The following is a 26887-nucleotide window of genomic DNA, read 5'->3' as shown; positions in this document are numbered from 1 at the left end:
CTTATTGTCGGGCGCGCTTTCCGAATCGCCAGGCACCAGCGTTTACCCACGACACCCCAGGACATCCGGCGACGACGCCAGGCGTCGAGCGCCAACAAAAGGATGCCGGGCGAGGTCATCTTGAGCTAGAGGCAATTCCTCATGACGGATACTGCGACCGCACCGCGCCCGGTGGCGCTGATCATCCTCGACGGCTATGGACACAATGAAGACGCCGCGTCCAACGCCGTCGCCGCCGCCGACACCCCCAACATGGACCGCCTGTGGCAGCAACGCCCGCACACCCTGATCCACACCGATGGCCGCCACGTGGGCCTGCCGGACGGTCAGATGGGCAACTCCGAGGTCGGTCACATGAACCTCGGCGCCGGGCGCATCGTCTACCAGGACTTCACCCGCATCACCAAGGCCATCGAAGACGGCGAGATCGACGACAATGCCGTGCTGACCGCGCCCATCGACGCGGCGGTGAAGGCGGACAAGGCGGTCCACCTGCTCGGCCTGCTGTCCCCCGGTGGCGTTCACAGCCACGAGGATCACCTGCTGGCGGTGGCCGAGATGGCCGCGCGGCGTGGCGCCAAGCGCATCTACCTGCACGGTTTCCTCGACGGCCGCGACACCGCCCCCAAGAGCGCCAGGGCCTCCATCGAGCGCGCCAACGCCAAGCTCGCCGAGCTGGTGGGTCAGGACAACGGCTTCGTCGCCTCGATCATCGGCCGCTACTTCGCCATGGACCGCGACAACCGCTGGGACCGCGTCGAGAAGGCCTATCGCCTGATCACCGAGGGCCATGGCGAGCACCAGGCCGAGAGCGCCGAAGCCGGCCTCGACGCCGCTTATGAGCGTGGCGAGACCGACGAATTCGTCGCCGCCACCAGCGTGCGCCCGAACGGCAAGCCGGTCGCTGCCGAAGACGGCGATGCCGTGCTGTTCCTGAATTTCCGCGCCGACCGCGCCCGCGAGCTGACCCGCGCCTTCGTGCTCGAGGACTTCGACGGCTTCAACCGTCAAGTACAGCCGACGCTGGCCGCCGACGGCCTGGTCATGCTGACCCAGTATGCCGCGGATATTCCCGCGCCCTCGGCCTTCCCGCCAGCCGACCTGAACAACACCCTGGGCGAGGTCATGGAGAAGCGCGGCAAGACCCAGCTGCGCATCGCCGAGACCGAGAAGTACGCCCACGTCACCTTCTTCTTCTCCGGCGGCCGCGAGAAGGAATTCGAGGGCGAGAAGCGCGAGCTGATTCCTTCACCCCAGGACGTCAAGACCTACGACGAGAAGCCCGAGATGAGCGCCTTCGAGCTCACCGACACCCTGGTCGACGCCATCGACGGCGGCAGCTTTGACCTGATCATCTGCAACTACGCCAACGGCGACATGGTCGGCCATACCGGTGACTTCAACGCCGCCAAGGCCGCCATCGAGGCGGTAGACAAGTGCGTGGGTCGGGTGGTTGAAGCGATCGAGCGCGCCGGTGGTGCCTGCCTGATCACCGCAGATCATGGCAACGCCGAGCAGATGGTGCACCCCGAGACCGGCAACCCCCAGACTGCGCATACCACCTTCCCGGTGCCGCTGGTGTACGTGGGCAGCCGCGAGGCCCGGCTAAAGGACGGCGGTCGCCTGTGCGACCTGGCGCCGACCCTGCTGACCATGATGGGCGAGTCGGTGCCGGAGGAGATGACCGGCGAGGTACTGATCGAGCTGTCGTGAGACCTCTGCGCACCGCAGCCCCAGTCGCGCCATCGAGGCGCCAGCCCGGCAGCTGCCCACCCCCACGTACGACGCCGCCCCGCCCGGGGCGGCGTTGTGGGTTTGTCCGCGCGGCTGTCGCCGTGGGGGCAGCGGTCCTGTGGCTGGGTGGCCTGCCGCTCACTCCTGTGACACAGGCCGGCCTGCCGCTCGCTCAGGCCAGTCCCAGCGAGCAGCAGGCCAGGCAAAGGCTCGACGCCATCGGCGAGCGTATTCAAGAGGCCAGTCAGCGCCTGGCCAGCACCGATAGCGCCCGCGACCAGGCCAGCGAGGCCCTGCGCGAGGTGGAAACCGCACTGGCCGAGACCCACCAGCGCCTGGATACGCTGCAGGCCGAACGCCGCCGGCTCGATCAGGAGATGGCCGAGCTTGCGCATCGCCGAGAACTGATGGAAGCCGAACGCCGGGAGCAGCGGGCAGCCCTGGGTCGTCAACTCGATGCGCTCTATCGCATGGGCCTGACACCACAGTTGAAGCTGCTGCTGAATCAGGACGACCCAGCACGACTGGACCGCCTGCAGGCCTATCTCAACCATCTTGCCGATGCCCGCAACGAGCGCCTCGATCTGCTCGCTGAACTGGACCAGCGTCTGGATGACAACCGCCGCGAGCTCGAACACCGCAGCGAGGAGCTGGCTTCCCTGGAGGCCGATGTGGCGGCCCGTAGCCAGGCCCTGGCCAGGCAGAGCCGCGAGCGTCAGGCGCTGGTGGCACAGCTCGACCAACGCTACGACACCGAGGCCTCGAAGCTGGCCTCGCTGGACCAGGACCGGGCCCACGCCGAGCGGGTCCTGCGCGAGGTGCAGGAAACCATGGCACGGCTCGAGCGCCCGCCGCCGTCCACCGCCATCGAGCGCACCCGAGGCGACCTGCCGTGGCCGGTGCAGGGCATGATGCTGTCGCGCTTTCGCGAATCCCGCGGCGTCCACCGCAACGGCATCCTGATTCAGGCGCCATCCGGGACTTCGGTCGAAGCGGTTCACCCCGGCCGGGTGGTGTTCGCCGACTGGATGCGCGGCTTCGGCAATCTGCTGATCGTCGACCACGGCGACCAGGTGATGACCCTCTACGCCCACCTGCAACGCTTCGAGACGGAGGTCGGCAGCCGTGTGGAGCGTGGCCAGACACTGGGCCGCGTCGGCGTCAGCGGAGGCCGCGACGCTCCGGGGCTGTATTTCGAGGTACGCCGAGGCGGAGACCCCATCGATCCTGGTGGCTGGATCGCGCGGCGCTGAGCACACGCCATTTTCAACCATCCGGCCTAAGGCTATGCTTGAACCTTGCCCCTACGTCGAGCGGAGACCGCATGACCGAACCCCGAGCCGCCCACCGTCCCTCGCGCCTCAAGACACTGACCGGGACTTGCCTTGCGTGGTGCCTCGCCGCGACCCTGGCCTGGCCTTCGCTGGCCAGCGCCCAGGCGACCGACGATGATCTGCCGATCAGCGAGATCCAGGCCTTCTCCGAGGTGTTCGAGCGGATCAAGCGCGGCTACGTGGAAGAGGTCGATGATGCGACCCTGCTCAAGAACGCCATGCGCGGCATGCTCTCGGAGCTGGACCCCCACTCCAGTTACCTCGACGCCGAAGCCTATCGCAACCTGCGGGAGACCACCGAAGGCGAGTTTGGCGGGATCGGCATCGAGGTCGGGCTCGACGACGGCCAGCTGACGGTGATCTCGCCGATCGACGACACCCCGGCCGAGCGCGCGGGACTACAGGCTCAGGACGCCATCCTGCGCATCGACGAGACCCCCACCGATCGGCTATCCCTGCAGGAAGCGGTGGACATGATGCGTGGCGAGCCAGGCACCGAGATTCGCCTGACCGTGGTCGGCGCCGGCGATGGTGCTCCACGTGAGGTCACCCTGGCCCGGGAAATCATCCGTACCGACAGCGTGAAGAGCGACATCCTCGAGCCCGGCTACGGCTATCTGCGCGTCAGTCAGTTTCAGGCCCGCACCGGCGAGCAGGTAGAGGATGCCCTGACCGAATTGCGCGACCAGGGGGCCCTGTCAGGCATCGTGCTGGACCTGCGCAACAACCCCGGCGGCGTACTGCAGTCGGCGGTGGACGTGGCCGACGCCTTCCTCGACCGTGGCCTGATCGTCTACACCGAGGGGCGCCTGTCCGATAGCGACATGCGCTTTTCGGCAACCCAACGCACCGCGGCGCCGGACGTGCCGCTGGTGGTGTTGATCAACGGCGGCAGCGCCTCCGCTGCAGAGATCGTCGCCGGCGCCCTGCAGGACCAGCGCCGAGGCGTGGTGATGGGCACCGAAAGCTTCGGCAAGGGCTCGGTGCAGCAGATCATGCCGCTGGGCAATGGTGAAGGGCTCAAGCTGACCACCGCGCTCTACTACACCCCTAACGGTCGCTCGATCCAGGCCCAGGGCATCGAGCCCGACGTCGAGGTCGTGCGCGGCCGGCTCGAGGTCGCCGATACCAGCAACCTGCGCATTCGCGAGTCTGACCTGGAAGGACATCTTGGCGATGGTGGAGATCGCGCCGGCAGCAGCCGCAGCGATCGGCTGGACGGCGACTACCAGCTGGGCGAGGCACTGAATCTGCTGAAGGCGCTGAACGTGATCAGTCAGCGCGACACGCGCTAGGCCGGGCGACAAGGCCCTGGCCCGCACTCTGCCTGCCCCCTAGCGACAGCTAAGCGGCAGGCGCCCACGTGAGCCGGTGGCCTGCTGCATGATCAGGCGCTTGATCGGAGATAACCGGTCGACGCCGGAAAGCCCCAGGTTGCGCGCCAGCGTCAGGCCCGGGTGGCGGCTGCCGAACAGACGCCGAAAGCCTTCCATCAGCACCAGCATCATGGCGTTATCGCCACGCCGACGTCGCTCATAGCGTGCCAGCAGGCTCGGGCCGCCAGGTGCTAAACCACGACGGCGTCCGTTCAGCAACTCTTCGCCCAGTACCGCCGCATCGAGAAAGCCCAGATTCACCCCCTGGCCGGCCAGGGGGTGAATGCTGTGAGCGGCGTCGCCGATCAGCGCAAGCCCCGGCAGGTGGTAGCGCTCGGCGTGGCGCTGGCTGAGCGGAAAACTCCTGGCCTCATCCAGCACCTCCACCGCCCCCAGGCGATGATCCAGCGCCTCGGCCATGGCCTGGCCCAGCGCCGCCGGCGAGAGTGCCGCCAGGCGCTCGGCTTCCTGCGGGGTGGTGGACCAGACGATCGAGCAGTAGTGGCTGTCTCCCGCCACCGTCAGCGGCAGGAAGGCCAGGGGGCCGGTGGCCAGAAAGGCCTGACGGGCCACACCGCCATGACGCCGCTCGGTCTTCACCGTGGTCACCAGCGCGCACTGCCCGGTGTCCTGTTCACGTACCGCTATCCCGGCCAGCTCGCGCAGCGGTGAACGTGCACCGTCGGCGCCGACCACCAGCGGGGCGGCCAGCACGCTGCCATCATCCAGGGTCACCCGCCGACGAACGGCGCCGTCGTCCAGCGCCACCACCTTGCGACCATGCAGGCGTTGCACCTGAGGCAGCCTCGACAGTTCGGCTTCCAGCGCCGCCAGAATCACATCGTTCTCGACGATATGGCCAAGCACCGGCACCCCGGCCTGATCGGCGCGGAAGCCGACCTCGCCGGAGCCGTCGGCGTCCCACACCTCCATGGCGGTGTAGGGCGTGGCGCGCCAGGCGTCGATGCGCGGCCAGGCACCGAGGCCTTCCAGCAACCGTCGAGACACCGGGGTCAGGGCGCTGACGCGGGGGGCCGGCACACTGCCCGGCAGGTCATCCGAGTCCAGCGGGCCCGGACGCGGGTCCACCATGGCGACCGTCCAGCCTTCCCGTGCCAGCAGCACGGCCAGTACGGCACCTACCATGCCGATACCGGCGATCACCACATCGACTCCCGTCGGCGCTGCCTTGGCGGCTGAACCCTCTGCCTGCTCCTTCATCGGCGTCTCGCTCTCCCAGTCTTCCTGACGATCACTGACTCGCTTGCACCACGTGCCTTTGCGGATTCGCCCTCAGGGTCCCGGCAACGCAGCGCACCCAGTGTACCGCCAAGGGCAATCCTATGCTCGACCGCCAGGCTTTCAGGGGCAGTGCCTGAAGGCTGCCTGACGCCACGGGAAGGCCCTGTGGGCCAGATGACACCAGCGGGCCAGGGTTGCCCCTACCCAATTATCGTTCGCTGCCCATGGCCCGCCTGGCGAGGCCCCGCCTCAGCGGCCCTGCGAGGTTCAGGCCAATCAGTCCCGCGGCACGGGCGTGGGACAGCAGTGGCTGGTCGATGCCGAACAGCCGAATCAGGCCGTCGCTGAAGCGCACCACATTGCGCTGGTCCGCTTCGCGGCGTCGCTCGAAGGCGGCCAGGGTCGCCGCGCTGCCAGGCGCCTGGCCGGCCTCGAGCCCTTGCTCGATGGCCTCGACCAGGTCGATCACCCCTCGCAGCGCGAGGTTGAAGCCCTGGCCCGCCACCGGGTGCAGGGCATGTGCGGCGTTGCCCAGCACCGCCAGCCCCGGCCGTGTCGTCTCCCGCGCGGTGACCAGCGACAGCGGGTAAACTTGGCGCTGGCCGACCTTGACGAAGGCGCCGGCTCGATCGCCAAAGGCGACCTGCAGCTCTTCGAGAAAGGCGCGGTCCGACAATGCCAGACGGCTCTGTTCGCTGCCCTTTTCATGGGTCCACACCAGCTCCATGGCCTGTCCCGGCAGCGGCAGCAGCGCCATCGGGCCTTGCCGTGTGAAGCGCTCGTAGGCAACGCCCTGGTGGGGGCGCCCGACGGCGACATTGGCGATCATTGCCACCTGATCGTAGGGGGCCGCGTCGCTCTCGATCCCCAGCGCCTCCTTGAGGCCAGAGCGACCGCCGTCGGCCAGCACGGTCAGGCCGGCCTCCAGCACGCTGCCGCTGGACAACCACAGACGATGGCCTGCGGCCACGGGTTCGATACGCTCCACCCGAGCCGGACAGTGCCAGTCGAGCGGCAGTTCGGCCAGGCGGCGATGCAGCACCCGCCCCATCCAGGCGTTGGGTACCACGTAGCCGAGCGCCTCGACGCCCATTTCGTCAGCACGCAGGCGCGTCGCACCAAGGCGCCCCTTCTCACTGACATGGATCAGCGAGATCGCGCTGGCCTTCGCGGCCATGGCCGACCACACCCCGAGGCGCGAAAAGTGCGCGGCAGATCCCGCCGCAATCGCGCTGGCACGGGCGTCGAAGCTTGGCTGCCAGGCGTCGTCTTCTCCCGCCGAAGGCGCCGCTTCCTGCGCCGACGGTGCAAGCGGTGCCACCGGAGCGGCCTCGACCACCGCGACCTTGAGGCCGGAATGTTCGATCAATTCTGCCAGGGCCGTCCCCAGGCTCGCCCCCACCAGCCCCCCGCCGATGATCGCCACGTCGACCCGCTCGACCGTATGGCCACCTTCCTGGCAAGACGCCTGAGGGGCGTTCGCTGAAAGGCGGCTTGCCGTTGGTTCCACAGTGCTCTCGGGGGTGTCTTGCGGCATTACTGTATTCCTGTAATAACTTTACGTAATCAAATATTTATTAGCGTGCTAGCTGGTCATAAGACCACCAATCGCCCTGGCGAAACAGCACCCTGATTTAGCCCTCAGCCGCTTGCATCCCTCCCTGAACGAAGGCTTCGACAAGACGCAATTGCAGGGAAACGCTGGCATGCCAATATTCAAGGCAATCCGACGATCGTCCTGCCCACGACGACCCGGTCACCGACGAGCGTCGGCGCCCCAGAAAGGGGCGAGACGAGCCCGCGGCACCAGGGTCACGCACCGATGAGACAGATGTGATCGCCGAGAGAGGCATGATCGCCAAGGACAGGAAGGCGGTCGATTCGCCGGCGACCCGAGCCCAGAAGCGCGACGCCAGATCAATCACACCATCCAGCATAGCAGGCTCTGGCGACGGGAAAAGGAGGGAAAAATCCCGAACTTTGCAGGCATCGTTCGGGACTTTGGCAAGCGTCAGTGGGTGGAGGGAGGCGTCTCGTCGACCTGCTCGACCTGCGGGGTGCCAGGGTGCTGTTCGGTATAGAGCAGCATCGCCGCCATGCGGGCGTGTTCGGTCAGGGCAAAGAGGTCGTTTTCGTTCTCCGCACTGTCGTCGATATCGGTCTCAATGGCGGCCAAACCCGCGAGATCCTCGATGGCCTCCCTGAGCGGCTCGGACCATTTCTTTCTGGGCGCGTCGCCTGCATCCTCCACCACTTCGAGAAAGCCGAGAGTCCACTCCTTGAGGCCCTGGGCCCGCTCGGCCAGCGAGAACATCTCATCAGGCAGCAGCGGTTCGAAGTTCAGCTCAGTGCTGGCCAGGGCGTCCAGGGTCTGGCGGCGCCAGCCGAGCAGGCGTTCGGCGCTGGGCTCGTCTCTGGGCTGGTCGACCCCGAGGGTCAGGCAGACCTCCTCGAGCCAGGCCTCGGCGGTGAGGTCGTGCAGGCCGAGTGCCGCGCACAGGCGCCCGTCGAGAAAGGCCGGCGACTGCATGCTGCCATGCAACAAAAAGGTGTCGGCGATGGTGGAGAAGTCCTGGCGTTCGTTGATCAAAGACATGATGATATCCGCTGAAGAAGAGGTTCAGGGTGGCAATACCGCGGCGCCCCCGGGGTGACCAGAAGCCGCTTGCCCATGGCATCGGTAAGCGCCGTCGGTGCTCCCGTCTTGAGGTGTCGCGTTGACCCCCCGCTGAAGGCTCTCTTATAGTGACTCGCAATCGATCCCCGATGGTAACGCATCCTGCCCGTTCGGCGCTGCGTTAGCCAAGGCCCGCCCCGGAGCCAGGCCCATGAATGACACCAAGCGGCATACCACCGACATTACGCTGCTAGAACGCCCCTACACCATCGCCTGTGCCCCCGAGGAGCAGGAGGGACTGGAGCGTGCTGCCCGCTATCTGGACCAGGCCATGCAGGGGATCCACGCCCAGGGCAAGGTGGTGGATCGGGAGAAGATCGCCATCATGGCTGCACTCAACCTGGCCCACGAACTGCTGGGCCTGCGTGACGAGAAGCGTGCAGGCGAAGCCAGCTTGAGCGAGCTGAACACCCGCCTGGAACAGGCGCTCGCCAAGGCGCCGAGTCGCGATTCCGACGTCTGATCAAGGCTGATCAGGGCTTTCGGTGCCCGAGCCCGCACCGCCCCGGTGGTCCGCGCCCCGCCTCATCTGCGAGAGCCGTGCCAGCACCTCATCCCCTTGCTGGTGTCTCGCGACCAGCGCGCCTGGTCGACACTGCCTCCCCAAGCACTCGAAGGCATCTTCACTTTGGCGCCAGGCCCCGGTCTGGTAGCATGGAGGAGTTCCCTGGGGTGTGCGCCAGTCGTTACAGTCCCTCGAGCCTATGCGCAGTACCCAGGGGGCCAAATGCTAGCCGGGCCCGTGTGCAAGTCCGTGCGACGGAAAGCCTGACGGCTCGGCTGCGGCCACCCACCTTGAACCTATGGGTTCAAGGGCCAGAACGACAGCGGCACTCTGGGGAACCTCGAATGAACGATCTGCGCTCTTCCATTGACGCACAGATGACGCTCGGACACTTGTCACGTACCGAGCTGCGACGCGAACTACGACGACGACGCCGGGCCCTGAGCCCGCGCCAGCAGCAGGCCGCCAGCCAGTCACTATTGGCTCGCCTGCGTCGCCTTCCTGAACTGCTGAGTGCCCGTCGCGTGGCGCTCTACCTGCCCAATGACGGGGAGATCGATCCTCGCCCCCTGCTCGACTGGCTACGCCAGCGGCGCGCCCAGGCCTATCTTCCGGTACTGCGCCCCCTGAGCGACAATCGCCTGTGGTTCGTCCGCTACGACGAGCACACCCCCATGGTCGCCAATCGCTTCGGCATCAGCGAACCCTGCAGCCGTCACGGCGCCCATCCGTCGCGTCGTCTGCCACCCTGGGCGCTGGACGCCATCCTTCTACCGCTGGTGGGCTTCGACGACGCCGGCCAGCGCCTGGGCATGGGTGGAGGCTTCTACGATCGCACCCTGGCCTTCGCCCATCCCGACAGCGGGCAGGGCGGCCCCAGGCCACGCCTGATCGGCCTGGCCCATGACGTCCAGCGCGTCGAACGCCTGCCGGTAGCCTCATGGGACGTGCCGCTGAACGCCATCGTCAGTGATCGCAGAGTGATCCGCCCTGCCTGAAACGCCTCCGGCCGCCCCTGAGGGCGGCCGGAGTTGGATCTATGCCGATGTCGTGACCATGGTGCCTGGTGCCTCAACCTCCCACCAGCGCCTGGGCGTAGCCGGTCGCCACGACTCCCAGGCCGAACACCAGCACCAGTGACATGATCAGATCGGGCTTGCGTTTCATTCCTGACTCCCTTCATACGGCCGCTTGCCGTATTGTCTTGATGTTGTGGTCAAAGCGACTGACTCAGACTATAGGGTGATCACCCATGTATGGCAATCATCACGCTTCCACGATGAAGCCTGTCAGCCAGGCGTCATCATGCCCAGCAAGTAAGTCAGCGCTTGCGCGCGCAGGATACGCCGCTTTGCCTCGACTTCCAAGACGTCATCCCGCCATGGCTATGCCATGAAGAGTTGGTAGGCGGGATTGTCACTTTCCTTCCAATAGCGATAGCCAATGGCGTCAAAATGTTCCTCGACGTGGGAACGATCCCCGTTGGGAATCTGCATGCCGACCAGCACCCGACCATAGGCAGCGCCGTGGTTGCGGTAGTGAAACAGCGAGATATTCCAGTCCTGGGGCAGGTGGGTCAGGAAGTTCATCAGCGCGCCTGGGCGCTCGGGAAATTCGAAGCGATAGACTTCCTCGGTGAACTCGGTACGGGGCCGGCCGCCGCCCAGATGACGGATATGCAGCTTGGCCAGTTCGTTGTCGGTCAGATCCTCGACCGGGTAGCCTGCCTCGATCAGCTTGCCGATCAGCGCCTGGCGATCCTCGCCGCCCGGCTTGACCTGTATGCCGACGAAGATGTGGGCCTGGTCGGCATCGGCGTAGCGATAGTTGAATTCGGTGACCATGCGCTTGCCGATGGTGCGGCAGAACTTCTTGAAACTGCCAGGTCGCTCGGGAATGGTCACCGCCAGGATCGCCTCGCGCTGTTCGCCGAGTTCGGTGCGCTCGGCGATATGCTGGAGCCGATCGAAGTTGGTGTTGGCGCCAGAGTTGATGCATATCAGGGTCTGGCCCTCGGCCCCGGTCTCCTGGATGTACTTCTTGAGACCGGCCAGCGACAGCGCGCCGGAGGTCTCGGACACCGCCCGGGTATCCTCGAAGATATCCTTCACCGCCGCACACATCTCGTCGGTGTTGACGGTAATCACCTGGTCCACCAGGTCACGCATCAGGGAAAAGGGAATCTCGCCGATCTGCGCCACCGCCACGCCCTCGGCGAACACCCCGACCTGTTCAAGGATGACCCTTTCACCGGCCTCCAGCGCGGCCTTCAGGCAGGCGCTGTCCTCGGCTTCCACCCCGATCACCTTGATCTCCGGGCGCAGGTACTTGATGTAGGCCGCCATGCCGGCGATCAGGCCACCACCGCCCACCGGAATAAACACCGCATCGATGGGGCCGCTGTGCTGACGCAGGATCTCCATGGCCACGGTGCCCTGTCCGGCGACCACATCGATATCGTCAAACGGCGGGATATAGGTGTAGCCGTGGGCCTCGACCAGCTCCTGAGCGTGCTCTGCGGCGGCGGCGAAGGCGTCGCCCTTGAGGATGACCTTGGCGCCCCAGCCGCGTACCGCAGCCACCTTGATCTCCGGGGTGATGCGAGGCATCACGATCACCGCCTTGACGCCCATCTGCTTGGCCGCCAGCGCCAGGCCCTGGGCATGGTTCCCGGCGGAGGCGGCGATCACGCCCTTGGCTTTCTGCTCATCGGTCAGGTGAGCCATGCGATTGTAGGCACCGCGCACCTTGAAGGAGTGCACCGGCTGAAGGTCTTCACGCTTGATCAGAATCTGATTGTTGAACCGTCGCGACAGCATGGGCGCAGGTGAGATCGGCGTTTCTCGGGCGGCTTCGTAGACCCGGGCCTGGAGAATCTTCTTGACGGTAGCTTCGAGCATTCTGGTATCCAGCGTGAGGGAGGCGGGCAAAACCCCTATTGTTAGCATCGCCTCACGCCCAACGTCCAGCGCCAGCCACCCCAGGCAGACATTGCTTGCCTCGGTGCCGAGCTGCCGCGACCGCGATGAAGGCGGAAACGGGCGGAGCCCAGGCACCACAGTGACACGCCACACAGCGTTTCTTCCGTCTTTCGCGATGCCCTATAATGGCCGCAGCTTTCCTCTTCTCACGCTCCCCATCGCAGGTATTCCATGACCCAGGACGAACTCAAGGACGCCGTCGCTGCCGCCGCCATCGACGAGGTCCGCCCGATGCTCGGCCGTGACATCGTGATCGGTGTCGGTACCGGCTCCACCGCCAACTGCTTCATCGACCGCCTGGCAGAGCTGCGCGGGGACTTCCGCGGAGCGGTGGCCAGCAGCGAGGCCAGCGCCCAACGATTGAAGGGGCACGGCATCGACGTCTACGAGCTCAATGAAGTCGGCACTATGCCGGTCTATGTCGACGGCGCAGACGAAGTGAACGCTCACCTACAGATGATCAAGGGTGGGGGTGCCGCGCTGACCCGCGAGAAGATCGTGGCGGCCTGCTGCAAGACCTTCATCTGCATCGCCGACGCCTCCAAGCGGGTCGAGCGCCTGGGCGACTTCCCGCTGCCCATCGAGGTGATTCCCATGGCCCGTTCCTACGTCGCCCGAGAACTGGTCAAGCTTGGCGCCGATCCGGTCTACCGCGAGGGCGTGGTCACCGACAACGGCAATCAGATCATCGACTGCTACGGCCTCGACATCGATGACCCCGTCGCCCTGGAGACCCGCATCAACGCGATCGTCGGAGTGGTGACCAACGGCCTGTTTGCCGCTCGTCCAGCGGACATCCTGCTGATCGGCGGCGCCGACGGCATCAGCCGGCATCTTCCTGCCTGAGCCTTGCTGGCTGAGCCTTCCCGTCCACGTCATCTTACTTGTGCACGTGGGCGGTATCGCAGTCCTGGGTCGCGCCTCGCTTCTTGCTGCGTACTTCTTGCTTCTTGCTTCTTATTGCCCGCGCCCCTTGTTGTATCCCACCGCTGAAGCCGGTCTGAGCGTCCCCGTTGCCAGAGACACGGGGGCGCGTTCTTTGAAATGACCACCTGATAGCCAACATTCTTTGCACGCCCGCCAAACAACGCCCTTCGTGTCTCGCCTTCACCGCTTGCTGGCCTGTCCTGACGATATACCTTGACGTTCTTTTGATTAAAGAAGGCAAAAATGTCATTTCGGCTACGTGAAAGACGCTTGAAACACCGTTCAGGGGAAAGTATCTCAAATAGTAATCTGCAAACAAGCACAGAACAAAGCCATAAACCCCAAATAGAAAACCTCATATTAAATCAATAAAAAAGACAATAAAAACAACATAAAAATTATACAACAATTATTTTAAACTCTTGTTATAACTAAGCATTTTAAATTCTTTTTTGCTTATTTAGTCATCATGTACCTTCGGGCATTGTGTCGCTTTCACAGCGACAAATATGGTGCTTCACATGGGTCCGGGAATTTTCGACGAAGTGTATCAAGCCTTCCAGTGGCCGCCTTATTAACGGCGATCGACAAGCACCTTCTGCTTCGTCAAGACCACCCCCGGACACCACCTTCGAACACCATCTGGGGGAACCAGGCAATGTCAGCGACCATCCTTGTCACCGGTGGAGCAGGTTTTATTGGCTCCCATAGCGTCGACCAGTTGCTATCGGAAGGACACCATGTGCGTGTCCTGGACAACTTTTCCAGTGGCAAGAAGCGCAATCTGCCTGAGCATCCCCGACTCGAGATAGTGACCGGTGATGTACGTAATCGGGCCGATGTGGACCGTGCCATGGATGGCGTCGAGCGCTGTCTGCACCTCGCCGCTCAGGTGTCGGTGGCGCGCTCCGTCAGCCACCCCGACGAATCGGCTCAGCACAATGTTATGGGGACGCTACAGGTGCTCCACGCTGCCTGCCGGCATGGACTGTCACGAGTGGTCTACGCCTCGTCTGCGGCGGTCTATGGCACCCCCGAAAACCTGCCGCTGAGCGAGGGAGCAAGACTCCGTCCGCTGTCGCCCTACGGCCTCGAAAAGTGGATCAACGAGCGCTACGCCAGCCTCCAACACCAGCTCCACGGTCTATCAACGTTGGGTTTTCGCTACTTCAACGTCTATGGCCCGCGTCAGGACCCTCAGTCTCCCTACGCCGGTGTCATCGCGCTGTTCGTCGATGCCCTGCGTCACAACCGCAGCCCCACGGTCTTTGGTGATGGCGGTCAGACCCGCGATTTCGTCTTCGTGGCAGACGTCGCGCGAATGAATGCCCGCGCGCTGTTCAGCGAACACCAGGGAGTCTGCAACCTTGCCACAGGCAAGGCCTCGTCACTTCTGGATCTGATTGCAGCTCTGAACACACTACTGGAAAGCCAGCAGGTTCCCCGCTTTGACGCCCCTCGCAGCGAGGATATTCGCCATTCCCTGGGTGCCACCGCTCGCCTGCATAAATGGTTCGGCCTCAAGGAGCCGCGCTCGCTGGAAGACGGTCTGAAGGCCTTGATCGAGCACGACGCACGCTGGACAGCACAGGGGCCTCAGGAGGGCCAGATGGCATGAGCGGTACCCGAACTTCGGCTGGATTCCGCCATGCCTGCACCTGGCTGGCGGCTCTGGCGACGTCACTGCTGGGGCTGACCGCCCAGGCAGCTACCCAGCCCAGCGTCGCCTTCTACTACGAAGCAAGCCCCCCTGTGGAGCTGCTCGACCAGTTCGATTGGGTGGTGGTGGACGCCGACGCTGTCACCGAACGCGAACACCGAGGTCTGGCGGCACATGGCGCCGAGGTCTTTGCCTACCTTAGTGTGGGCGAGTGGGACGCCGACAGGCCCACCGACGCGCAAGCACCCCAGGCAGCGCTGGTCGGGAGCAATCCCGACTGGGACACCCGTATCGCCGACCTGAGCGACGATGGCTGGCGCAACCATCTCCTCGACCAGCGTGTCGAGGTGCTGATCGATGCCGGCTACGATGGCCTTTTTCTGGATACCCTGGATAGCTACCGGCGCTTTGCGCCGGATGGCCCGGCCGCCCACGCTCAGCAACTGGCGCTGGTATCACTGATCGACGAGATCCATAGACGTCATCCGAACCTCAAGCTGCTGCTCAACCGGGGCTTCGAGGTGCTCGACCAGGTCCATGACAAGATCGCCGGTGTCGCCGCCGAGTCCCTGTTCCGTGAGTGGACGCCGGCCACCGGCGTCTACGGCGGCGTCACTCCCTCCCGCCAGCAATGGCTGCAGCAGCAGTTCGAGCGTGTTCGTGGCTATGGTCTTCCGGCGATTGCCATCGACTATGTCCCCGCCGCGAATCGGGAGCTCGCGCGTCAGACCGCTCGGCGTATCCTCGATACCGGCGTGATTCCCTGGGTCACGACACCCGGCCTCGACCAGATCGGCATCGGACTGATCGAGCCAATCCCGAGAAGGATCCTGATCTTCTATGACGCCGATACCGCGGAAAAAGGCGACATCAGCAACCTGGACGCCTTTCGCTATCTCGCCCCCATCCTCGACTACCTCGGCTACTCGGCGGAATATCGAGACATCGGAACCCCTCCTCCACCCGGCACCATGCAGGGGCGCTATGCCGCCATCCTGAGCTGGTTTCCCTCCCCGCCAGCGCGCGACACCACGGCACTGTCCGCCTGGCTGTCCGCCCAGGTCTCGTCGGGCGTTCGGCTGATCCTGATGGGCGATCAGGGTATCGACCTCTCACAGGGGCTGGGGCAGCAGCTCGGCATCATCAACGCCGAAAGCGTCGACACTTCCAGCCTGAAGATTCGACAGCACGATGCGCTGGTCGGCTTCGAGGGCATGCCGGAGGGGCCTGGTATCTATCCCGCCGGTTACCGCCTGCTGGCCGATACCAATACCGCCCACCTGACCCTGGCCGACCGCAACGGTGTCGAGCTATCGCCGGTGGTGACCGGCCCCTGGGGCGGGGTGGCGCTGAGCCCATGGTTGTTCCAGGAGGCAAGCGACAGCCAGCAGCGCTGGATCCTCGATCCCTTCTCCTTCATTGCCAAGAGCCTCGGCATGGAGGATTTTCCGGTCCCAGATGCCACCACAGAGAACGGTTCCCGCCTGTGGCTTACCCATATCGACGGTGATGCCTTCATCAGCCGCGGCGAATGGCCTGGCGCTCCCTTCACCGGTGAAGTGATGCGCGACAGGATCCTGAAGCGCTATCGAGTGCCCACCACGGTCTCCATCGTCGAGGGCGAGTTCGGCGAAGGCGGCACCCATCCTGAATTGAGAACGCAACTGGAGCCCCTGGCGCGGGAGATCTTTGCCCTTCCCTGGGTCGAGATCGCTACCCATACCTACAGCCATCCCTTCGACTGGCTCGATCTCAAGGAAGGAGATCTTGCCGGCCAGGGCCGAACGCCGGCGGGCTTTCCCTTCAACATGCCGTTGGCTGGCTATCACTTCTCGCTGGAGCGAGAAGTGGCAGGCTCCACCGCCTATATCAATCACGACCTCGCGCCCCCGGGAAAGAAGGTCACGACGATTTTGTGGAGTGGCGACGCCGTGCCGCCCGAGAAAGCCCTGGCCATCAGTGAACGACTGGGACTGACCAACCTCAATGGTGGCAATACCCACATCACCCGGGACAACCCCTCTCTGACCCAGGTATCGCCGATGCTCAGACCCATCGGCCACTACCTTCAGGTACTCGCGCCCGAAATCAACGAAAACGTCTACACCGATCACATGACCACGCCCAAGTGGGGTTATCGGCGGGTACTCGAAACCTTCGAACTGACCGACCTGCCTCGGCGGCTCAAACCCATCAACATCTACTACCACTTCTACAGCGCAGCGTATCCCGCTTCACTGCGCGCCCTCGAAGAGGTCTACGACGCCGTACAGCAGCAGGACACCCTGCCGCTCTACGCCAGCACCTACAGTGACATCGCCACCCACTGGTACGACCTGGGCGTCGCTCGCCGCCTGGACGGTGCCTGGCAGATCACCGGTGGCTCGAGCCTGCGCACTCTGCGCTTGCCCGCGTCCCTCGGCTGGCCAGACTTGCGGCGTTCCACCGGTGTGGTCAGCGTCACCGACATCGAGCAGGGGCGCTACCTGTCGCTGGACGGGCAACAGCGCCAGATACTGTGGCTTGGTCAGGCATTACCCCGCCAGCCTCACCTGCGTCGCGCCAATGGGCGAACGACGGCCTGGCACAGGGCCACGGATGGCGGCTTCTCGCTGACCCTGGAAGCCGAACAGGTCGCCCTTGAAGCCGAGCTGACCAGGCTCGGTCAGTGTCACGTGAAGGCACCCGGTGCCCGCCAGCACCGCCAAGGCGACAGCCTCGTGCTCGACTACTCGGGTCCCGGCCCCGCCACGATCGAGGTGTCCTGTGGATAGGCCACGCGAGTCGTTGCTGCCTCCCTGGGTGTTCAGGCTACTGGTGCTTGGGCTGGTACTGGTGCTGATCGGTTTCCAACCGGCGCGTCACCTGCTGTCCCAGGCCAGCATGAATGCCGAGAACGATCGCCACGCCGCCTTGTTGCTGGCCAAGGCACGCCTGGACGCCGACCCTCAGCGTCGCGATCTTCGCCTGGCACTGGCCAGGCTTCAACTCGAGGCACAGCAGCCTGGTGCTGCCGGTGAGACCCTGGCTCCCCTCGAGGATGATACAGACCCCGAGGTACAGTGGTGGTTGCTGGAACAGCGTTGGCAGGCCATCAATGCCCTCGAACCAGGCGATCCCCATGACGCGACCCTGCGCCGCCATCTGGTCGAGCGCTTCTACGACATCCATGCCTGGGCCGGCATCGATGGCCCGGGCGAAACCGATCCGCGTCTCTCCAATGATCGACTGACACTGATGGCGCATCGCTGGCTGTCCCTCGAACATCCTTGGGAGGCCGCAGAATGCTTCGAGGCACTGGCCCGACGCGATCAGGATCGACGCTTCCACTGGCTTAGAGAAGCTGGCCGCAGCTGGATGCAGGCCGGATCACCGATACGCGCCTCATCCGCCTGGCACAGGGCTTGGCTGGCGCGGGATGTGGGCGCCTCTCCACTTGGCTGGCTCGATCTTGTCATCCCGCCGGCTCAGGCCGCGGACCAGATCGAAAGTCCTGACCGGCAAGTCGCCAGGCAGTCGCTGGAGGCGGCATTCCAGAGCGACAGTCAGCAGGGCATCAACTACGCTCGACAGTATCTGGAGGCCTATCCGAACGACGCGGAACTGCTGGACCTGGCCATTCGCCTGGCGCTGGCCGTCAATGACGTGGACCAGGCGCTCACCTGGGCCACCAGACTGCAGGCGCTGGACGCGGACGACCCCGAGCGCCTCGAGCGACTGGCGGCGGTCGCCCTGGCGGCAGGCAAGCCAGAGCTGTCGGTAGCGCCGCTACAACGACTGAACGCCACCGATCCAGCCACCTACGCCCATCAGTTGGCCAATGCCCAACGCTGGTCAGGCGATACACCCGGCGCCATGGCAACACTGGAAGCCCTGGCGACGTCATATCCGGATGCGGCAGCAGATCGCCAACTGGTCGAACTGGCACTGGCCGGCTACGACCGTGTTCGGGCCCGCGCCGCCCTCGAGCGCCTGAACGCACGGGACGAACTGACCGCCGTAGAGCAAGGTCAACTCGTCGACGTGCTCAACGATCTGGGTGAGCCCGACGCGGCCATCGCCTATCTGCGCCACTGGAACAGCCAGAGACAGCTCTCTCTTCTGCTCAAGGTGCGTCTGGCCACTTTGCTGGAGCAGACCGGCGCACTGGCGGACGCCGAAGCCCAGTGGGCAGCGTTACGTCAGGCGTCTTCCTTCGATCACGATGAAGCGGCTCGCCAGCAGGGCCGACTGCTGCGGCGCCAGTGGCAACTGTCCGACGCCCTCGCGGTGCTGCCTGCCGATAGCCCCAGCACCTGGCAACAGCGCGCCGAGCTGGGTTGGTCAGCAGGTCACGCCCAAGAAGTGATCGATTCCTACCGCCGACTGTCCACCCGGCGAGAGCTGAACGAGCAGGAAAGCCTGCGCCTGCTTCACGCCGCCGTCACCGATGGAGATGCCGCGCTGGTGGAAACCCTGGCCACACAGCGCTGGCAGCGATTCAAGGATACCGACGCCATCCTGGCGGGATTTTACACGGCCCAGGCGCAACACCGACCCGACATTGCGCGTCGCTTGCTGACGCTCGCCAGACAGGAACCCGAGCGGTTTGCCGATTCTCCCGCCTACTGGGGCTTGATCGCCGACAGCGAACTGCAAAACCTCAACCCCCGGGACGCACTGAACGCACTCCGCCAAGGGCTTCGTCTGGCCCCCGCTGATCCGAGCCTGCGGGCAGGCGAGATCTATGCGCTGACCATGCTTCAGCACCGAGAACTGCCACAGCGTCTGGCCGAGGCAGAATCCCTGGCGTCGACCAGCCAGCAGTTGAACCTTGCGGTGGCCGGCGGCTACCGGTCCATCGGTGACACCCAGCGAGCACGACTGTGGTATCGCCGCAGCGCCCAGGGCCCGGCCCCCGGGCCTGAGGTGTTGATGGAAATCGCCGACGTCCTTGCCCAATCCGGCCATCCCGGGGTCGCCCTGGGGCTGCGCAGGCGAGCGGTGGTCCTGCTGGCACCTCAGCTTGCCAGGCAGCTGGATCCGGCTAGCAACCTGGACGAATCGATCCTGGGGCGACAGCTGGAAGGGCTCACCTGGTCGGCACCACAGATCGGCGCCGAGCCCGCCGCGAACTGGTACCAATCGCTGGCCGCCCACCTGCCCTTGCTGGACACAGAGGCCCTCTCCAGTGGTGTGCGCAGCCTTGATCTGCTGGCACTGCTCGGGTGGCAGGCGCGCTACCGCTATCTGTGGCTGCAGCGGCACCACCTGGGCCTGCCCACCCCCAGCTATCACCGCCTGAACGTCGCCATCGCCCAGCTGGATCATGCCACCGTCGGCCAGATGCTGGACGATCCTGGCCAGCCCCTTGCACCCAGTGATCGACTGGCCGGCGCCATGGCTCTGGAGCGACGTGGCGATGCCATGCAGCACGCCCTGCTCCTGCATCGTCGTGGCGCCGATCAGCGCGGGGAAATCGTCAGCCTGGCAAACAAGATGCCGCAACGCGCCAGTATCGGCCATCGCTACCAGGAAATCGGCGAACTAAGCCTGGAGCGCACCCAGGCCATCTTCGAGCGCACCAGTGAACGCTGGGGCGCAGAGCTCGCCATCGGCAGCATTTCCCTGGACGAGGATGATCTCTCGCCCAACCTGACCAGCCACGACCTGGACGAGGAGCGGCTGGTGGCGTTGAGCGCCACCCATCGTGGAATTCGCAGTATCACCCGGCTCTCCGTGGGTAGCCGTGACAGTGACGCCGAAAACCATCTAGAGGCTCGGCTCGGCCATCGCTACAACCTCACCAGCCGGCTCAGCGCTCGCTTCAAGGCAGACTGGCAACAGCCGTCCACGGCCAACGACACCTTACGCCTGCTGGCCACCGAAGACCGCCTGGGCATCGGCCTGGACTGGATGCCGACGCTGCGCGACAGGCTCAGCCTTGATGCTCGCCATACTCGCTATCACGAGCGTTTCGACGAAAACAGGCTGGGTAGTGGCCGCTACTTCGAGTCCAGCTGGGAGCACGCTTTGCTCCAGGGAGAGACTCGGCGCCTTGGCCTGCGTCTCTTCGCCACCCACGAGAGCCAGGACCCCGATGGTCGCCTGCCAGATGTACTTGCCGACCGCCTCGGCCCGGACATCGATCCCGACGCCCTGTTCAACGACGACGCCAGTGTGCTCGGACTCGGTCTAAGCCTGTCTCGTGGCGCCCCTGGCGCTCCCTACCCCCAGGTGGCCTCCCCACGCTGGCAGCTGGACGTGTCGGGCGGCCATCGCTGGCCCAGCCGCGAGCTGGCGGGCAGTGCCTCGCTGATGGTCGGTACACGAGTGTTCGGAAGTGACGAACTGTCCCTGGAAGCAGGGATCGATCGCGGGACCGGTACCGATGAAAGCACCCGGCTGAATGCCGCGCTGAACTACCAGTACTTTTTCGGGCCCTGAGCGCCCAGTTTACCAAGGAGTTTTCCATGACGATGCGTTCCTGGCTGTTCCCTCTCGTGCTCTCGCTGACCTTGTCGGCCTGCGCCTCCACCACCCAGGTACAGACGACGACACCTCTGGACGCCAGCGCCGGCTGGGCGCTGGCGCCACTGGCCAACCACTCGGAGACGCCCCTGGCCGGCGAGCGCGCCCAGGGCACCCTGCTGACCCTGCTGCACCGCCACGGCGTCATGCCTCTACGAGAAGTGCCTCGCAGCGGCCCGGTCAATCCCCTGGCGCTGGACAATGGCGCCGACCGCCAGGCAGCACTCGGCTGGGCCCAGCAACAGGAGCTGACCTATGTGGTCACCGGCGCCATCGACGAATGGCACTACAAGACCGGACTGGACGGCGAACCCGCCGTCGGCATCAGCCTCCAGGTGCGCGACGCCAACACGGGGGAACTTCTATGGAGCGCCAGCGGCAGTCGCGGTGGCTGGGGGTTCACCACCTTGAGCGGCGTTTCCAGCGACCTGATGGCCGAGCTGGTCGATGCCCTGCCACTTGCCAGGTGAGCGACTCATGAGCACGCCATTGATCGACCACGAGCCACTGACGCCCATCGACGGTACTCCGGTGAGCGGCCTCGATGACCTCCATGTCAGACCGCCGGGCCACCCCAGGCGCATGACCGAGACACTGGTGATGGCGGGAATCTTCGCCGCCCTGGGGCAGCTGCTGATGGCCAACGCCGCACCGATGCTGTCACCAGGGGTTCCCTGGTGGTTGCTGGTAGCGCCTCTGTTGTGCGGACTGCGCTACGGCAGTGGCTACGGCATCCTGGCCGCCGGCGTCGGCAGCGCCGTGGCCTACTGGGGGCCGACACTGCTGTCCACCCAGTCGCCCGGCGCCCTGGCATTCGCGGGGGCATCGCCGCTGATCACCGCCTTTGGGCTGGCGCTGGTCGGGCTGGTCAGTGGCGAGATGTGCTCGCACCTGCGCCGCCGCCTCGATCAGATGCACACCCTGTGTCAGCTGCAGCTCCATCGTAACAAGGCCTTTCTACGCCACTACCACGTGCTGCGCGTCTCCCATGACCAGCTGACCGAGCGACTGGCTGCGGCTCCCTTCACGCTACGTGACACCCTGATTCAACTGGAACGCGACTTCGGCGAACGCCCTGGCACGCCACCTGCTGCTGCCGATGAACGCGGCCTGCAGCAGATCGCCAGCGAGCTTGTAGCCTTTATTGCCTTGCACAGCCGGGTGCAGCGCGCGGCCCTGGTGGAGGTGACCGACGGCAAGCCGTTGTCGACACCTCTGGCCTGGTTAGGCAGTCCCGGGGAGCTGGACCTGGAGCATCCGATGATCCAGGCATGCCTCGAGCATGGTCAACTCGTTTCCCTGCGCGATGTCCTCACCGCTTCCTCGGATGCGCCGGTGGCGGTGATCCCGCTGAGCGACCTGGATGATCGTATTCATGCCTTGCTGCTGGTCATGGACCTGCCCTTCATCGATATGGATGAAGGCCAGATGCAGCGACTGGCGATCATCGGTGCAAGCCTCGGCGAGATGATCGCTCGCCGCTGCCTGCCAGCCCCCAGCCTGGCACGCAGCCTGGAACAGTGGGTCAGGCACGCCCGTCATCAACGTCTACCCTCTTTGCTCGTCGCACTCGATCTGCCCCCCACACTGGCACCACGTCTGCCCGACATCGTCCAGCACTTCGACGGTCGACGCCGCAGCGTCGACGAAGCCTGGCCGCTTGCCCTGCCCGACGGCCACCATCGTCTGCTGATTCTGATGCCGCTGGCAGGTCCCGAAGCGGGGCGCGCCCTGCAACAGCGGCTGTCAGTCGTGCTGGAGACGTATCTCGACGACGCCTCGACACTGCTGAACTGGAAGACCTGGGCTATCGACGGCTCCCGCTCCAGCAGCGACCTGATCGATGCCCTGTGGCCACAAGGAGCACCCCATGTCCTGGCCTAGAGCCTTGCCGGCCACGGCGGCCATGACAGGACTGGCCGCTCAGGCACTCGCCCTGACCCTCTGGCTGGCCCCGGGAACCTTCCTTGCCGGACTGCCCGGGGTATTGAGCGGCACGCCCATCGCGCAGGGATTCCTGTTGCACGGTGCCGGCACCCTGGCGCTGTTTCTTGGCCTTCGCTACCAGGGACAACCAGGCGATTGGCGCTTCAACACAATCACCGCAGCCGCACTGCCGGTGGTGGGCGGTCTCGGCCTGCTGCTGACGGAGGCTATCGTACTGCTGCCTCGGCAGGATGACCGTCAGCCAGCGTGGCGCCGCCACCCTTTGCCATCGCTGCCCGACAGCCCGGTAACACCACCGGACGAAAGCGGCCAGGCGCTGCGAGAAGGGCTCGCCAGCGTACTGGCGCAGAGCCAGGACAGCCACCTGCGCCAGGAAGCCCTGCTACAGAGCCAACACCTGCCTACGCGTACCGCCATCTCGCTGATGCGGCGAGGACTGGCCGACGATGCCGACGATATCCGACTGCTCGGCTACTCGATGCTCAACCGCCTCGAGAGCCAGCTTGAGCAGCGGATTCAACACCTGCGTCAGGTCATCGACAAGGAAGGGGACGTCTCGGGCCGAGCCCATGAGGCACTGGCCTGCCTGTACGCCGAATACGCCTATCTGGAGCTCGCCCAGGGGAGTGCCTGCGAACTGATGCTCAAGCAGGCTCTGGACAGCCTCGACCACGCCATCGACCGCGCCCCCAGCGCCGAAAGGTGGCGCCAACGCGCCAGGCTGGGACTGCTCCAGAGGCGCCCGCAGCAGACACGCATCGACCTCGACAAGGCCACCGTCCAAGGCGCGCCAGACCTGGCCGTGGCCACACTATCGGCGGAGCTTGCCTACCTGGAACGTGACACTGTCGGCTTGCGTGAAACGCTGGCTACCCTCGCCGACCACCATCATGTTCCGCCGCGCCTGCAATCACTTCGGGAGTTCTGGCAATGACCTTTCCCCGACTTTCCGCTACCGACGATCCCGCCGACGTGGTGTTGCTGCTCGAGGGAACCTATCCCATGGTGCGAGGCGGGGTGGCGGGCTGGCTCGACCAGTTGATCCGCGGCCTGCCACAGTATCGCTTTGCCGTGGTGTTTCTCGGCAGCCGACCCCAGGACTACGAAGGCCTGAAGTATGAGCTGGCCGACAACGTGGTGCATCTCGAGTGCCACTACCTGATGGGATCGACGCTCACACGATCGGGCCGTCGCCCAGGCAGCTGCCCGAGAGCCTTCGAACGCTCCCGTGCGCTGCACGACCGACTCGGCCAGCCGGGAGGGGATATCGATGACGCTCTGGCAGAAGTCGCCGCCCTGGTGGGACAAGGGTCGGGGCTGAGCCGCAACGACTTCGAGGGAAGTCAGCTGGCCTGGGACGAGATCGTCGAACGCTATACCACCTGCTACGACGAGACGTCCTTCCTCGACTACTTCTGGTCGGTACGAAACATGCACTCGCCCTTGTTCATGTTGGCCGACCTGGCCCGCCGCCTCCCTCGCGGACGCTGCCTGCACGCCATCTCTACCGGCTATGCGGGTTTTCTCGGCGCCCTGGCACGCCACCAGACGGGCACACCACTGATGGTTACCGAGCACGGCATCTACACCAAGGAGCGCCACATCGACTTGCTGGAGGCGGACTGGATTCATGCCCCGATGGATCCCTTGAGCCATGGTCTCAAGGCCGAGAGTGGTTACCTTAGACGCCTGTGGATCCGCTTCTTCCACAGCCTGGGGCGCATGACCTATCAGGCCGCCAGCGATATCACCACCCTGTACGACGGCAATCGTCGCCGACAGCTCAACGACGGTGCACCGGCAACCCGCTCCCGAGTGATCCCCAACGGCATTCGCATCGAGCGCTTTCGCCCCCTGCGCGAGGCCACCCAGGCCAATACCCGACCGGTGATGGTGCTGCTCGGGCGGGTGACACCGATCAAGGACATCAAGACCTTCCTGCGGGCCACCCGCCAGCTCCAGCTGCAATTGCCGGAGCTGGAGGCCTGGGTCGTGGGCCCTGATGACGAAGATCCCCTGTACGCCCAGGAATGCCGCGACCTCGCCGAACAGCTCAAGCTCGGCGAAAACCTGCGGTTTCTCGGTTTCCAGAAGACCGAAGACATCCTCGCCCAGGCACGCCTGGTGGTGTTGACCTCAATCAGCGAAGCGCAGCCGCTGGTGGTACTGGAGGCACTCGCCGCCGGAGTCCCCGTGGTGACTACCGACGTAGGCGCCTGTCGCGAAATGGTGCTGGGAGATGGATCCCCCGAACAGGCCGCGGGCCAGGTGGTACCGATCGCCAACCCACAGGCCACCGCGGCAGCGGCGGCTACGCTGCTCAAGGATACGGCTGCCTGGCAGGCGGCGCGAGAGGTGGGGATCGAAAGGGTCGAACAGCACTACACGGAAAAACTGATGCTCGAACGCTACGCCGAGCGCTACCAGGTGGCCATGGAAGATGCCATGGCCGACAGCGAGGAGCCGGCCTGCGCAACAGCACGACATGGGCAAAACATTGACGCTTGAGCGCTACCGGGTGGCCAGGACAGCGGCACGACTTTCAATTGAGGGGTAATCATGGCGGGTATCGGTTTCGAATTGCGGCGGCTGCTCAGGCAGGACAGCTATCTTGGTCTGTTGCGCGCCTACGGCTACGCCGCTCTGATCGGCTCAGGCCCCTGGGTGATATCGATTCTGGCGGTGATGACGCTGGGCATCCTGGCGGCCGCGGGCCAGGGCGACTCCCCGGTGTATATCACCGATTTTCTGGTCTCAGTGACCTGGCTGGTGGCCGGCTCGCTGATCTTTACCGGGCCACTGCAACTGACCTTCACTCGCTTTACCGCAGACCGGCTATACGAAGGCCGAAACGACGAGGTGCTGCCCAGCCTCAAGGCGGTGCTGACCCTGACCACCGTCGCCGCGCTGCTGGCCGCGATTACCATCGCCTCGACCCTGGCCGATACCAGCCCGCTGGCCTATCGCGTACTGATGGTCATGGGCTTCGTACTGCTGTGCAATCTCTGGTGCGTGGCCGTCTTTGTGGCCGGGGTCAAGCGCTACCGGCAGGTACTGGCGGCCTTCGCCCTCGGCTATGCGACCACGCTCGGCCTCGGCCTATGCTGGCAAGGCCTTGGCATCACCGGCCTGCTCGGTGCCTTCGTCATCGGTCAGACACTGTTGTTGTTCGTGCTGCTGGCCATGGTGACTCGCCACTACCCTAGCAAGCGGCCCTGGTCGCTGACCTTGCTGATGCACGGCCGATGGCAGCCAAAGCTGGTGGCGATCGGACTGTTCTACAATCTGGGGGTGTGGATCGACAAGCTGGCCTTCTGGTTCCACCCCGCCACCTCGGTGCCGATGATCCCCCCCCTGCGTGCGGCACCGCTTTACGACCTGCCGCTGTTCCTGGCCTATCTGTCCATCGTGCCCGGCATGGCGATCTTCCTGATGCGTATCGAGACCGACTTCGCTCTCAACTGTCAGCGCTACGACCTTGCCATCCGCAGCGGCCGCTCGCTGGAGGAAATAGAGTCCTGGCGCAGGGCCATGGTGATCAGCGTGCGGCGCGGCATCTATGACATCATCAAGGTCCAGGGTGTCACCGTGGCGGCTCTGCTGCTGGCGGGTCCGCACCTGCTCGAGGCGCTCGGTTTCTCCGACTGGAACTTGCCCATCTTCAACCTGCTGCTGGTCGCGGTCGCCATTCAGGTGCTGTTCCTGGCGATTCTCAACGTGCTGTTCTATCTCGACCGGCTGACACCGGCCCTGTGGCTATGCGTCGCCTTCTGCGCCAGCAATCTGGGCTTTACCCTGATCACCCAGCACCTGGGGCCCGACTACTACGGCTACGGCTACGCCCTGTCGCTGCTGCTGGTCGCCGTCATCGGCCTGTTGCGCCTGGACCGGGAATTCCAGCGTCTGACCTTCCATACCTTTATGCGTCGGCGCTGAAGCCGGGTATCCGGTCGGTCGACAAACACTGAAAAAGTGAGCGCTCGCAAACACGAGA

18 protein-coding genes and 1 other RNA gene are annotated in these 26887 nt (G+C 64.9%); 15 read left to right on the top strand and 4 right to left on the bottom strand.

Going from position 1 to position 26887, the window contains the following annotated elements; genetic code table 11:
* The first annotated feature begins 141 nt into the window (after positions 1 to 141).
* The 3 genes from gpmI to NFG58_RS00180 all read left to right on the top strand — a co-directional run bounded on the left by gpmI (position 142) and on the right by NFG58_RS00180 (position 4363).
* Complete coding sequence (gene gpmI / locus NFG58_RS00190; protein ID WP_108449612.1) at positions 142 to 1713, top strand: 2,3-bisphosphoglycerate-independent phosphoglycerate mutase; 1572 nt, start codon at positions 142 to 144, stop codon at positions 1711 to 1713.
* Positions 1714 to 1835: 122 nt separating this feature from the next.
* Positions 1836 to 2987, top strand: a complete 1152-nt coding sequence (locus NFG58_RS00185) for a peptidoglycan DD-metalloendopeptidase family protein (protein WP_348827366.1) — start codon at positions 1836 to 1838, stop codon at positions 2985 to 2987.
* A gap of 71 nt (positions 2988 to 3058) precedes the next feature.
* Positions 3059 to 4363, top strand: coding sequence for a S41 family peptidase (locus NFG58_RS00180; protein ID WP_348827365.1), 1305 nt, complete (start codon positions 3059 to 3061; stop codon positions 4361 to 4363).
* A 39-nt stretch (positions 4364 to 4402) separates the two neighbouring features.
* On the opposite strand, the gene NFG58_RS00175 is transcribed toward NFG58_RS00180, so the two are convergent.
* The 3 genes from NFG58_RS00175 to NFG58_RS00165 all read right to left on the bottom strand — a co-directional run bounded on the left by NFG58_RS00175 (position 4403) and on the right by NFG58_RS00165 (position 8282).
* On the bottom strand, positions 4403 to 5665 hold the full coding sequence (locus NFG58_RS00175) for a UbiH/UbiF/VisC/COQ6 family ubiquinone biosynthesis hydroxylase (protein ID WP_348827364.1): 1263 nt from the start codon (positions 5663 to 5665) through the stop codon (positions 4403 to 4405).
* 229 nt (positions 5666 to 5894) lie between these two features.
* Positions 5895 to 7223 carry a 2-octaprenyl-6-methoxyphenyl hydroxylase gene (gene ubiH, locus NFG58_RS00170; RefSeq protein WP_348827363.1) on the bottom strand — a complete coding sequence of 443 codons (1329 nt, stop codon included), beginning with the start codon at positions 7221 to 7223 and terminating at the stop codon, positions 5895 to 5897.
* Between the two features lie 474 nt (positions 7224 to 7697).
* A complete protein-coding gene (locus tag NFG58_RS00165; protein WP_348827362.1) occupies positions 7698 to 8282 on the bottom strand; it encodes a YecA family protein in 585 nt (194 codons plus the stop codon).
* Between the two features lie 232 nt (positions 8283 to 8514).
* On the opposite strand from NFG58_RS00165, the gene NFG58_RS00160 reads away from it, so the two are divergent.
* The 3 genes from NFG58_RS00160 to NFG58_RS00150 all read left to right on the top strand — a co-directional run bounded on the left by NFG58_RS00160 (position 8515) and on the right by NFG58_RS00150 (position 9866).
* Entirely contained in the window at positions 8515 to 8826 is a 312-nt protein-coding gene (locus NFG58_RS00160) for a cell division protein ZapA (RefSeq protein WP_045990982.1), read from the top strand.
* A gap of 198 nt (positions 8827 to 9024) precedes the next feature.
* A non-coding RNA gene (gene ssrS / locus NFG58_RS00155) (6S RNA) lies at positions 9025 to 9209 on the top strand.
* Between the two features lie 3 nt (positions 9210 to 9212).
* Positions 9213 to 9866: a 5-formyltetrahydrofolate cyclo-ligase gene (locus tag NFG58_RS00150; protein ID WP_124804520.1), complete on the top strand. Its 654-nt coding sequence runs from the start codon at positions 9213 to 9215 to the stop codon at positions 9864 to 9866.
* 387 nt (positions 9867 to 10253) lie between these two features.
* On the opposite strand, the gene ilvA is transcribed toward NFG58_RS00150, so the two are convergent.
* A complete protein-coding gene (ilvA, locus tag NFG58_RS00145) occupies positions 10254 to 11816 on the bottom strand; it encodes a threonine ammonia-lyase, biosynthetic (protein WP_260425355.1) in 1563 nt (520 codons plus the stop codon).
* A 204-nt stretch (positions 11817 to 12020) separates the two neighbouring features.
* On the opposite strand from ilvA, the gene rpiA reads away from it, so the two are divergent.
* From rpiA to pelG, 9 genes are all read left to right on the top strand, one after another.
* The gene (rpiA, locus tag NFG58_RS00140; RefSeq protein WP_045990979.1) at positions 12021 to 12695 is read left to right on the top strand and encodes a ribose-5-phosphate isomerase RpiA; all 675 of its coding nucleotides are present in this window, start codon (positions 12021 to 12023) and stop codon (positions 12693 to 12695) included.
* A 739-nt stretch (positions 12696 to 13434) separates the two neighbouring features.
* On the top strand, positions 13435 to 14394 hold the full coding sequence (locus NFG58_RS00135) for an NAD-dependent epimerase/dehydratase family protein (protein ID WP_348827361.1): 960 nt from the start codon (positions 13435 to 13437) through the stop codon (positions 14392 to 14394).
* The gene (locus NFG58_RS00130) at positions 14391 to 17210 is read left to right on the top strand and encodes an endo alpha-1,4 polygalactosaminidase (protein ID WP_348827360.1); all 2820 of its coding nucleotides are present in this window, start codon (positions 14391 to 14393) and stop codon (positions 17208 to 17210) included. Before NFG58_RS00135 ends, NFG58_RS00130 begins: the two co-directional genes overlap by 4 nt.
* On the top strand, positions 17203 to 20862 hold the full coding sequence (locus NFG58_RS00125) for a tetratricopeptide repeat protein (RefSeq protein ID WP_348827359.1): 3660 nt from the start codon (positions 17203 to 17205) through the stop codon (positions 20860 to 20862). The genes NFG58_RS00130 and NFG58_RS00125 overlap by 8 nt, the downstream gene beginning before the upstream one ends.
* Positions 20863 to 20888: 26 nt before the next feature.
* Complete coding sequence (locus tag NFG58_RS00120) at positions 20889 to 21416, top strand: hypothetical protein (RefSeq protein ID WP_348827358.1); 528 nt, start codon at positions 20889 to 20891, stop codon at positions 21414 to 21416.
* Between the two features lie 7 nt (positions 21417 to 21423).
* On the top strand, positions 21424 to 22830 hold the full coding sequence (locus NFG58_RS00115) for a PelD GGDEF domain-containing protein (protein WP_348827357.1): 1407 nt from the start codon (positions 21424 to 21426) through the stop codon (positions 22828 to 22830).
* A complete protein-coding gene (locus tag NFG58_RS00110) occupies positions 22817 to 23827 on the top strand; it encodes a hypothetical protein (RefSeq protein WP_348827356.1) in 1011 nt (336 codons plus the stop codon). Before NFG58_RS00115 ends, NFG58_RS00110 begins: the two co-directional genes overlap by 14 nt.
* Positions 23824 to 25401 carry a GT4 family glycosyltransferase PelF gene (gene pelF / locus NFG58_RS00105; RefSeq protein ID WP_348827355.1) on the top strand — a complete coding sequence of 526 codons (1578 nt, stop codon included), beginning with the start codon at positions 23824 to 23826 and terminating at the stop codon, positions 25399 to 25401. The genes NFG58_RS00110 and pelF overlap by 4 nt, the downstream gene beginning before the upstream one ends.
* 51 nt (positions 25402 to 25452) lie before the next feature.
* The gene (gene pelG / locus NFG58_RS00100) at positions 25453 to 26829 is read left to right on the top strand and encodes an exopolysaccharide Pel transporter PelG (RefSeq protein WP_348827354.1); all 1377 of its coding nucleotides are present in this window, start codon (positions 25453 to 25455) and stop codon (positions 26827 to 26829) included.
* Positions 26830 to 26887 lie beyond the last annotated feature (58 nt).

Origin of the sequence: Halomonas sp. RT37 (assembly GCF_040070525.1) — a bacterium.
Taxonomy (GTDB): Bacteria; Pseudomonadota; Gammaproteobacteria; order Pseudomonadales; family Halomonadaceae; genus Halomonas; species Halomonas litopenaei.
This window is presented reverse-complemented; position numbering and strand designations above follow the sequence as displayed.

What these genes read in the sequence shown, in the direction of transcription:
- gpmI (WP_108449612.1), top strand. Translation starts at nt 142, where the DNA reads ATGACGGATACTGCGACCGCACCGCGCCCGGTGGCGCTGATCATCCTC.
- NFG58_RS00180 (WP_348827365.1), top strand. Translation starts at nt 3,059, where the DNA reads ATGACCGAACCCCGAGCCGCCCACCGTCCCTCGCGCCTCAAGACACTG.
- NFG58_RS00175 (WP_348827364.1), bottom strand. Translation starts at nt 5,665, where the DNA reads ATGAAGGAGCAGGCAGAGGGTTCAGCCGCCAAGGCAGCGCCGACGGGA.
- ubiH (WP_348827363.1), bottom strand. Translation starts at nt 7,223, where the DNA reads ATGCCGCAAGACACCCCCGAGAGCACTGTGGAACCAACGGCAAGCCGC.
- NFG58_RS00165 (WP_348827362.1), bottom strand. Translation starts at nt 8,282, where the DNA reads ATGTCTTTGATCAACGAACGCCAGGACTTCTCCACCATCGCCGACACC.
- NFG58_RS00160 (WP_045990982.1), top strand. Translation starts at nt 8,515, where the DNA reads ATGAATGACACCAAGCGGCATACCACCGACATTACGCTGCTAGAACGC.
- NFG58_RS00150 (WP_124804520.1), top strand. Translation starts at nt 9,213, where the DNA reads ATGAACGATCTGCGCTCTTCCATTGACGCACAGATGACGCTCGGACAC.
- ilvA (WP_260425355.1), bottom strand. Translation starts at nt 11,816, where the DNA reads ATGCTAACAATAGGGGTTTTGCCCGCCTCCCTCACGCTGGATACCAGA.
- rpiA (WP_045990979.1), top strand. Translation starts at nt 12,021, where the DNA reads ATGACCCAGGACGAACTCAAGGACGCCGTCGCTGCCGCCGCCATCGAC.
- NFG58_RS00135 (WP_348827361.1), top strand. Translation starts at nt 13,435, where the DNA reads ATGTCAGCGACCATCCTTGTCACCGGTGGAGCAGGTTTTATTGGCTCC.
- NFG58_RS00130 (WP_348827360.1), top strand. Translation starts at nt 14,391, where the DNA reads ATGAGCGGTACCCGAACTTCGGCTGGATTCCGCCATGCCTGCACCTGG.
- NFG58_RS00120 (WP_348827358.1), top strand. Translation starts at nt 20,889, where the DNA reads ATGACGATGCGTTCCTGGCTGTTCCCTCTCGTGCTCTCGCTGACCTTG.
- NFG58_RS00115 (WP_348827357.1), top strand. Translation starts at nt 21,424, where the DNA reads ATGAGCACGCCATTGATCGACCACGAGCCACTGACGCCCATCGACGGT.
- NFG58_RS00110 (WP_348827356.1), top strand. Translation starts at nt 22,817, where the DNA reads ATGTCCTGGCCTAGAGCCTTGCCGGCCACGGCGGCCATGACAGGACTG.
- pelF (WP_348827355.1), top strand. Translation starts at nt 23,824, where the DNA reads ATGACCTTTCCCCGACTTTCCGCTACCGACGATCCCGCCGACGTGGTG.
- pelG (WP_348827354.1), top strand. Translation starts at nt 25,453, where the DNA reads ATGGCGGGTATCGGTTTCGAATTGCGGCGGCTGCTCAGGCAGGACAGC.